8 protein-coding genes, 1 rRNA gene, 1 pseudogene and 1 other annotated feature are annotated in these 8,943 nt (G+C 30.5%); of the genes and pseudogenes, 2 read left to right on the plus strand and 8 right to left on the minus strand.

Annotated elements, in window-relative coordinates:
- From LGK95_RS21255 to LGK95_RS21265, 3 genes and pseudogenes are all read right to left on the minus strand, one after another.
- Positions 1-115 (minus strand): annotated as a pseudogene (locus tag LGK95_RS21255) (electron transfer flavoprotein subunit beta/FixA family protein); the annotation flags it as partial.
- Positions 116-325: 210 nt separating this feature from the next.
- On the minus strand, positions 326-1,024 hold the full coding sequence (locus tag LGK95_RS21260) for a FadR/GntR family transcriptional regulator (RefSeq protein WP_226126908.1): 699 nt from the start codon (positions 1,022-1,024) through the stop codon (positions 326-328).
- 261 nt (positions 1,025-1,285) lie between these two features.
- Entirely contained in the window at positions 1,286-1,513 is a 228-nt protein-coding gene (locus LGK95_RS21265; RefSeq protein ID WP_226126909.1) for a hypothetical protein, read from the minus strand.
- Positions 1,514-1,744: 231 nt separating this feature from the next.
- Positions 1,745-1,977, plus strand: a binding site (T-box leader).
- A gap of 65 nt (positions 1,978-2,042) precedes the next feature.
- On the opposite strand from LGK95_RS21265, the gene ilvA reads away from it, so the two are divergent.
- Positions 2,043-3,287: a threonine ammonia-lyase gene (gene ilvA, locus LGK95_RS21270; RefSeq protein WP_226126910.1), complete on the plus strand. Its 1,245-nt coding sequence runs from the start codon at positions 2,043-2,045 to the stop codon at positions 3,285-3,287.
- Positions 3,288-3,435: 148 nt separating this feature from the next.
- Here ilvA and LGK95_RS21275 read toward each other — a convergent pair whose 3' ends face one another.
- From LGK95_RS21275 to LGK95_RS21290, 4 genes are all read right to left on the minus strand, one after another.
- Positions 3,436-3,609, minus strand: a complete 174-nt coding sequence (locus tag LGK95_RS21275) for a hypothetical protein (protein ID WP_226126911.1) — start codon at positions 3,607-3,609, stop codon at positions 3,436-3,438.
- Positions 3,610-3,803: 194 nt separating this feature from the next.
- The gene (locus LGK95_RS21280; protein WP_226126912.1) at positions 3,804-4,949 is read right to left on the minus strand and encodes an ABC transporter permease; all 1,146 of its coding nucleotides are present in this window, start codon (positions 4,947-4,949) and stop codon (positions 3,804-3,806) included.
- Position 4,950: 1 nt separating this feature from the next.
- Entirely contained in the window at positions 4,951-6,075 is a 1,125-nt protein-coding gene (locus tag LGK95_RS21285) for an ABC transporter permease (RefSeq protein ID WP_226126913.1), read from the minus strand.
- 10 nt (positions 6,076-6,085) lie between these two features.
- Positions 6,086-7,021 carry an ABC transporter ATP-binding protein gene (locus tag LGK95_RS21290; RefSeq protein ID WP_226126914.1) on the minus strand — a complete coding sequence of 312 codons (936 nt, stop codon included), beginning with the start codon at positions 7,019-7,021 and terminating at the stop codon, positions 6,086-6,088.
- 427 nt (positions 7,022-7,448) lie between these two features.
- Here LGK95_RS21290 and LGK95_RS21295 point away from each other — a divergent pair, with 427 nt between their 5' ends.
- Entirely contained in the window at positions 7,449-8,606 is a 1,158-nt protein-coding gene (locus LGK95_RS21295) for a peptidoglycan-binding protein (protein ID WP_226126915.1), read from the plus strand.
- A gap of 235 nt (positions 8,607-8,841) precedes the next feature.
- Here LGK95_RS21295 and rrf read toward each other — a convergent pair.
- Positions 8,842-8,943 (minus strand): 5S ribosomal RNA (gene rrf, locus LGK95_RS21300); the annotation flags it as partial.

Here is an 8,943-nt window from a genome sequence, read left to right on the forward strand (position 1 = left end):
AATCAAATGGATTCATCTTTGAATCTACACCGTCTCTTTTCAAAACACCTGTAACTGGATCAACCTCAACTTTTGAAGTTCCTGGAACTTGCTTTATACAAACTAATATATTCATATATACTTTCCTCCTATATTTTGTATAGAAATTATAAACATTGATTTCATGGTTAGATGGTCTGACCACTTGTAGTTTCATAATAACATACTATTTATAATATTTCTATCATTATTAAATATTTAACAATGTTTTTATATGAAAATTTAAAGATGAAAGTAATATTATTACTCTCACCTTTGGCTCTTCATAGGATTAGATATTTATAAATTATTTTACTTGACTCTTATATTTATTTGCAAAATCTAGATGTATCCTCATTGCTTGCCTTGCATCCGTTGAACTGTGTTTTTCGATTGATAAATATATCTCATTGTGTTGAGAAAATAGTATTTCCTTGTTTCCTTCATGAACTAATATTAATTTTCTTGCATCCACAATGAAATGATCTACAAGAATTGAAACAGTTCGAAGTATGTTAAATATTAAAACATTCCCTGAGCATTCTGCAATTTTATAATGAAACTCCTTGTCAGTATCAGCATTGATATCTTCATCCTCGCTGTTTATAAACTTATGAGTCAGCTCCCTTAGCTCTTTTAGTTGCCCACTCGTTATTCTCTTTGCAGCAAGTCCTGAAGCCTCCACCTCAAGTACTTTTCTAAGCTCCCAAATTGCTTCGGGATTACTTCCCTCAAGCATAAACATAATTGATAGTGGTTCAAATAAATTGTCTTGAAAACTTGCTTTTATATAATTTCCTTCTCCTTGTCTACACTCTATTAAGCCAATAACTTCTAAGGCTCTAAGTGCTTCACGAATAGAAGCTCTACTTACATTTAATTGCTCAACTAAATTTCTCTCTGAAGGAAGCTTATCACCTTTCTTAAGAGTTCCTTTATCAATCATCCTTCTTATTTGATCTATTACTTGTTCATAAACTTTTGTATTTTTTATTGGCGTAAACATTTTATCCCCCTGGATATTTATATTTTTATAGATTTTAATAATACAATGTGATGTAAATCTTTTCAAGTTAAATCTTCTCTTTATTTTACCATATATAATACTATTCACACCAATAATCAAATTTAATTTTCCTCATTTCCACTTAAAGATAATAATAACTGTGAAGGAAGGTAAAAAACCAAATTAAAAACCTTGTTATCTGCTGAAACTTACTCATGAAATCACCTGTTAATTGTAGCAGCACATTGCAAACTGAAGTAATCATATATCTCTGTATTTAACTATACTCGTATTTGTGCCTACAAATAGATTTTCAGAATTAAGTATGGCTAAAAGAAAACAAAGTAATATACATAAATACTTTATATGCTCTGTTCTAATGATAGCTTTCACGTTGTAAAAGTCCATAAATAAAAAGAAACTATATAAAATCGGTATAATTGCTGCTATTACATTAGTTATTGAATTATCACAATCTCTATTTTTCATTTTAACCACCACTTACTATATTTTATATTAAAAATAATATGACAATTATATATTATGCTGAAAATAATATTCTATACAAACCATTAATGTTCCAAGGTATTTTATCTACAAATAGCTTCTAAATTTTTTATTAACTACAAAAGACTTTAAAGAAATTATGAGTAAACTAAATCTTACAGCATTGACATTAATGATATTTAATGTTAAGATTCATCTTAAATTAAGTATATTGTTATTGCGAAGACGGAGAGCGTTATTTTACAAACTCTAGTTACAGAGAATCGAAGATTGCTGAGAGTCGATACTAGATAAAAATACAAATCACTCCTGAGCTGCTTACCCGAATAAAGTAGGATGAGCCGGTGAGCCCCGATAAAAGGCTTAGGTTTTAACGAACCAAAATGAGAGGTATCTTTTTTAAAGATACAATTAAGGTGGTACCGCGACTTACACTCGTCCTTGGATTTATTTCCAAGGTCGATTTTTTTTGTTAAATATTATTATAACTAAATAATTGGGGGTTTAAAATATGCAAAAATCAGCAACAGAATCATTGTCAAATCAAACATTAGAATATCATCTTTCAGAAATTCAAAAAGCTCAGGCAAACCTAAAAGGTGTGTCTATTAAAACAGCTCTTATATATAGCGATGTCTTTAGCAATGAGTGTGGGAACTCCGTATATATTAAACCTGAAAACTTGCAGATTACTGGTGCTTTTAAAATTCGTGGAGCCTATAATAAACTTTGTACATTAACACCTTCAGAAAGAAAAAGAGGTGTAATTGCATCTTCTGCTGGAAACCACGCCCAAGGAGTTGCATATTCAGCTGAAAAATTAGGTATTGTGGCTACCATTGTAATGCCAAAAACAACACCACTTATTAAAGTTGAGGCCACTAAAAACTATGGTGCAACTGTAGTCTTATACGGAGATTGTTACGATGAAGCTTATACCGAAGCAAAGAGACTAGAAAAAGAAAATAATTTTGTATTTGTACACCCATTTGATGACATTGATGTAATGCATGGTCAAGGGACCATAGCTTGTGAAATAATCGATGAAATAGAAGATATAGATTGTATTCTGGTACCTGTTGGTGGTGGTGGCTTAATTGGAGGAATTGCCCTTGCAGCAAAAGCATTGAAGCCTAGCATTAAAATAATAGGTGTTGAACCTGAAGGTGCAAAAGCAATGAAAGAATCTATAGATAATAAAAAAATTGTCAACCTTGAAACTGTTCGTACTATAGCTGATGGCGTCGCTGTAAAAAAACCTGGGAATTTAACCTTTGAGATTATAAGAAATTATGTAGATGAAATTGTAACAGTTTCAGACTTTGACATAATGGAATCATTTCTTCTTCTTTTAGAGAAACATAAACTTATTGCAGAAGCATCTGGAGCCCTATCCTTTGCAGGACTTAAGAAAATACAAGAAAAGGGTAAAAAGGTTGCTTGCGTTTTAAGTGGAGGAAATATTGACGTTGTTACTATTTCTTCAATGATAGATAGAGGTTTGGTATCAAGGGGAAGACTATTCTGCTTCAGTATAGAATTATCAGATATACCAGGAGAACTTGTTAAAGTCTCAACAATTCTATCAAAAGAAAATGCCAATGTAGTTAAGCTTGATCATAATCAATTTAAGACTAATGACCGATTTATGCAAGTTCAACTTGAAATTACAGTAGAAACAAATGGGCATGACCATGTAAATAAAATTATAAAAGCATTAAACAATGAGGGCTATAAAGTTAATAAGATATACTAAAATATTTTTATTGGTATAACCAAGTCTAGAAATATAAAATTTCAACGAATAAAAAGAGAGAATCTCCATTCTTGGAAATTCTCTCTTTTTATTATTTTAATTCATCCTCATATGGAATTCATTTATAATTTCCTCATCTTAAACTAATTTATTTCTTATTTGATTTTGTTTCGTTTCCTAAATTAGCGTCAGAAACATCGCTAGTCATATTGGACAGTTTATACATTATAGCCATTTGAGTGTCTGCAACTCCACTACTTCCTTTATTTGCATCTAATTCATTAACCGAATTCTTTGTTTTTCCTAACTTATTTCTATTCATTTGTATTCTCCCTTCGTATATAATTAACTTCAAATATACATTTCATTATATAGTTTATCCAGGTTGTTGCTAAGTATAGCTGGGAAGTATAAACTAAATCCTTACAGTCTTAAATAAGTTTTTAAATTGTTAAATTCGTTAATGTAACTTTTTTTCTAACTCTCCCAACTATAATCTAGAATGTTTTATATTATCTATATAAAGCTTTTAACACTTTCATTACTTTTCATTTTATACATTCCAATTAGGAAAAATGCAAGTGCAAAAGCTACAAGTATTCCAAGTAAAGGCACAATTGCTCCAAACGTTTTCCCGCTTTGTAGCTCTCTAATTGCTTGTAATGCCCAAGTCTGAGGGAGAAAATCGGCTATTTTGCGCATAAATTCAGGCATAAGCTCACTAGGCCAAAAGCACCCTGAAATCATACAAGTTGGGGTTATTATTAAAGTAGCCATGGCTCCTGCTTGATTTGTTGTTGTAGAAAACGCAACTAATAAAATACCTAATGTTACACAAACAAATCCAAATAAAATTAGTATTACAAGTAACTGCAAATCAGGTACTCCAGTAGTCAACTTTAGAATATACTTCGATGCAAATATTACTAAAATTGATTGTGCTACCATTATGCACATATTAGCAAGTATATTGGCGCCAATATATGTTCTGCTGTTTACTGGAGTCGTAAATATTCTAAAGTAAGTTTTTTCTTTCTTCTCCTTCAAAATAAGCCCCGAAGTTGTAGTTGCTCCTTGAAGCATAAACATTATTAGAAACCCTATGCTTTGAACAGTTTTTAAGTTATTAAGGGATTCATCCTTTACTACGTTACTGTGAACATTAAGAGTCTTAACCTTAAATCCTTTATATAGTTTATTAAATATTGCTTTATCCCCGCCAGAAGCCTTTCCAATCATCATGAGACTTTTTACATAGTAATTTACATAGTTTTGAACCCAAGTAGTAGCTTCTTGCCCTTTAATGGCAGTTATCTGTATTTTATTGATTTTGGCATTGTAAACACTCCTGTCAAAGTCTGCAGGTATTGTAATTACACAATCAACCTTACCTTCTACAACTAAATCATTTATTTCTTCCTCTTTAACCGTTTGAATTTTAAATTTATCCTGACCATTTAAAGCAGCAACAAAATCTTTAGCTATTATTCCATTTGTGGCTTTATTATCTATTCCAACTTTAAGTTTTGAATCCATTGAAGAATAAACTGACATGACAAAAACAACAATTACAACTGGGAGAATTAAATACACTATAATATTAGCCTTTTTCCTAAAAGTAATTTTTAATGTATTTAGTGCAAGCAAAAACAAATTTCTCATATTAAACATTCTCCTTTCTAAATAACAATGAAGATATAGCAATAAATATTAATGCTATACCTACATTAATTAAAATTGCTGTAGGAACCTTACTGTAATTATTGTTGTAGATTACATCTAATATTGATCTATTAACCCACCTCACAGGTGATAAATAAGTTATTACTTGAAATGTCTTATTTCCAAAACCATCCACCGGCATATAACTTCCTCCAAGGAACACCATTACAGGTATCATAAAATTCAAAACACCATTAGCCACATTTTCATTTTTGAAAATAAAGCCAAGCCCAACACCTATGCTTATTGCCATTATTATTTGAGATATAAATATTAGTAATACAGTATAAATATCATTACCCCAATTCGCCCCAAGAACATATTTATTAAACAATATAACAATAGTAATTTGAAGAATTGTACTTATAACTCCACCTATAATTTTTCCAATAAGAAACTCGTACTTTCTAACAGGACTTATTAAAATCCTATCTCTAGTTTTTGAATTCTTTTCACTTGCAATTCCAAATAGTCCTGTCATTCCTGCATACATAATTATCAGCGCTATTTCTGCAATTGTGTAATAATCTAAGGAAGAGGGCTGAGCTGTTTTATTAAGAGAAGTAATTGTAGAATAATTTGTATTATTATTTTTTAGTAAACTGTCTATTATTTGTGGATTAACTTTACTAATTTCTACAATGACATTAAACTCCTGTACGTAGGTAGACAAAATACTTTCAACCACACCTGCCTTAAGGCTTTCTATATTGCTCTTGTAAAACTCTATCTTATTATTAGCTTTCATTTCTATAATGGCATCGTACTCTTTAGAAATTAATTTTTTCTTAGCCGAATCCAGATTATCCATTTTTACAAATTCTATTTTAAAATCCATACCTCTTTCAATAAACCCAGTTTTAAAATTATCAGAGATAGCATCTGCAGCTTCAATGCTATATAAAACCTTAGGTCTACCAATATCAATAGAACTTGAAAAACTTGTATTAAACGCTGCACTAATTACAACTATTAATGCTATAGGAAATAATATCATCATTGCCATAGATTTTCTGTCTCTAAAACTGTGTTTTACTTCCTTTATAATTATAGATATAATATTCATTTCTTCACCTCTAATCCCTTAATTTTCTGCCGGTTAATGTTAAAAATACAATTTCGAGATCTGGCACCTTATTCTCAATATTCTTAATAGGAATTCCATTATCCGTAAAATAAAGAATTATCTTATCTAAATTGTTTATTTCTTTTAAACTATCGATCTTAACTATATTCTTTGAAACGTTAGTAGCTGTAACTCCCTTTATATCCTTTAATTCCTCTTCTTTTATTACACTACCATCAGTAACTGTAATTTCAACTGTATTTTTATCTGTAACAATAGATTTGAGTTCTTCCTTAGTACCTGAAACAATAACCTTGCCATGATCGATTATACTTATCATCGTTGAAATTGCTTCTACCTCTTCCATGTAATGAGTTGTATATATAATAGTACATCCAAGCTTATTCAATTTCTTTACGGATTCAAGTATATGATTTCTTGATTGTGGATCAATACCTACCGTAGGCTCATCCATTATTAGAAGCTTAGGAGTATGAGCAATTGCACATGCTATATTTAGTCTTCTTTTCATTCCTCCAGAGAAAGTTGCTGGATAACTCTCGGCCTTATCAGAAAGTCCAACAAATTCTAAAGCTTCTTGGGCCTTTTTTTTTAATTTCTCTCCTCGAATTCCATAAAGACTTGCAAAGAACTTTACATTCTCGTAGCAAGTTAAATCTTCATAAACGGCTATGTCTTGAGGAACTACACCAATATTTCTCTTTGAAGCACCTGGATTTTTCTTATTATCTATTCCGAGTACGTCAATAGAACCTTTTGTAGTTGTAATTAACCCACAAATCATGTTTATAATCGTACTTTTACCCGCCCCATTAGGCCCAAGTAAACCATAAATTTCTCCCTCCTTTATGGAAAGATCTATATCCTCAACTGCCGTAAAGTCTCCAAATTTTTTAGTTAATGCTTGTATATTAACGATATTCAAATTATTGCCCCCTTAAATCTTTTTTAGCTTTATTATTTCTATGCTTTTAGTATATAAAAAAAGACTTCCACTATAAATGTAGAAATCCATCCTCTCATTATAAGAATTCATTTAAATATTTCAGCCATACTATTCAATATTCATAAATTCTGTAAAATATACTATTTACGTAATTCTACATTAATCTAATACTATCCTTTAATATTTATTGATTCATGCAAAAAAAAACTGTGTTATGGTCAGATTTATTTAACTATCCTTTTTTCTCTTCGTAGAGATATAGTACCCTTTCGTCACTTATATCTAAAATAAACATAATATACTAGTATAAATAGTAACTATATTCTATGATTTTATAATTCTTAAATTACTCATCTATAGAATATAGTTTATTATTTGTATAAATTGTATATTGGAGGAATATAAAATGGGACAACCTCTTGTAAGAGTTGGAAGCATCGGTGAAGCTGTACGATACCTTCAACAATCATTGACTAAACTTGGCTATAACCCAGGACCAATAGATGGAATATTCGGCCCTAAAACCAATACCGCAGTTAGATTATTTCAGAAAGTTAAAGGATTAGTTGTGGATGGAATCGTGGGGAATAACACCTGGGCTGCTATTGATAAGGCACTCAAGTTGTTATTTACTATTAAGGACTATTTTCCCCTTAAAGAAAACACAAAATATGTATATGAGGGTAAAGGAAATGAATTTGCCTCGTACAACGTCTTAGTAGACTATTTAGTTGGAAACCGTATTCAACTAAGAACTAATAACGGCGGTACAGAAATAGTTAAAGTGCTTGAAAATAAAGATGGCAAGTTGACTATGCTACTATCTAGAGGTGAATGTTATTACAGAGAGAATTTAACCCAAAGTCCTAGTATTAATGCAGAAATTTTGTTAAAAGAACCATTAATAAAGGGAACCACTTGGACACTTACTGGGAATAAAAAACGATATATCTCAAATGTTGAGGTTGAAGTAACCACGTCTTTAGGTAAATATAAAACACTGGAGGTTACTACAACTGATAAAACAACTAAGACCTTAGACTATTATGCACTAAATGTTGGCTTAGTTAAAACAGTTTTTATATCAAATGGTGGTCAAATTTCATCTTCGTTAAGCAGAATAGAGACTAATGTTTCATTTACTCAATCATTAGAATTTTATTACCCTAATGTAAATGGAATTAATCTTAATTTTGTAGAAAAGCAACTAATTTTTAAAACTAACGATATAACAAGATTAAAAATTGAAGCTGCTTATAAAGTTTTACCAAAAGGTAATATAGCCAGGGTGCTTAGTCCTAACGCTAAAATTAAAAGTTTATATTTAAATAAGGATGGTATGGTTTATGTGGACTTTACAAAGGAGCTCGTTAGTGAAATGAATGTAGGCTCTGGATATGAAAGCATGATTTTGCAATGCATTACTAATACAGTTGGAAGATATTACGGTGTAAATAAAGTCTATATAACTGTAGAAGGTAGTCCTTATAAATCAGGTCATATCGAATTGAAAAAAGGTGAAGCTTTTATTGTAAATTTAAAAAATAGTATAGAACTAAAATAATTTTTTAAAGGATTTAATATGGTACCACAATTTACTATTGTCCTTGAATTTACTCCCAAGGACGACTCTTTTGTAAAACAGTATAATAATAATAATATCTTTTGCTTAATTACTAATTGTCGATATATATATTTACCTTGTACAATTAAAGGTGCTGAAAAATCAAATAACCCAAATGGACAGTTATATTTACAAAAAAATAAAAAACACTAAGTTATACTTAGTGTTTTTTATAATCTGGCGACGACCTACTCTTCCACAAGGTTACCCCTGCAGTACCATCGGCGCATTGAAGCTTAACCTTCGTGTTCGGTATGGGAACGGGTGTTACCTTCAG

Origin of the sequence: Clostridium algoriphilum (assembly GCF_020443705.1) — a bacterium.
Lineage (GTDB): Bacteria > Bacillota > Clostridia > Clostridiales > Clostridiaceae > Clostridium_AD > Clostridium_AD algoriphilum.

Coding starts and splice junctions, on each gene's coding strand:
- LGK95_RS21260 (WP_226126908.1), bottom strand. CDS start 1,024: ATGTTTACGCCAATAAAAAATACAAAAGTTTATGAACAAGTAATAGAT.
- LGK95_RS21265 (WP_226126909.1), bottom strand. CDS start 1,513: ATGAAAAATAGAGATTGTGATAATTCAATAACTAATGTAATAGCAGCA.
- ilvA (WP_226126910.1), top strand. CDS start 2,043: ATGCAAAAATCAGCAACAGAATCATTGTCAAATCAAACATTAGAATAT.
- LGK95_RS21275 (WP_226126911.1), bottom strand. CDS start 3,609: ATGAATAGAAATAAGTTAGGAAAAACAAAGAATTCGGTTAATGAATTA.
- LGK95_RS21280 (WP_226126912.1), bottom strand. CDS start 4,949: ATGAGAAATTTGTTTTTGCTTGCACTAAATACATTAAAAATTACTTTT.
- LGK95_RS21285 (WP_226126913.1), bottom strand. CDS start 6,075: ATGAATATTATATCTATAATTATAAAGGAAGTAAAACACAGTTTTAGA.
- LGK95_RS21295 (WP_226126915.1), top strand. CDS start 7,449: ATGGGACAACCTCTTGTAAGAGTTGGAAGCATCGGTGAAGCTGTACGA.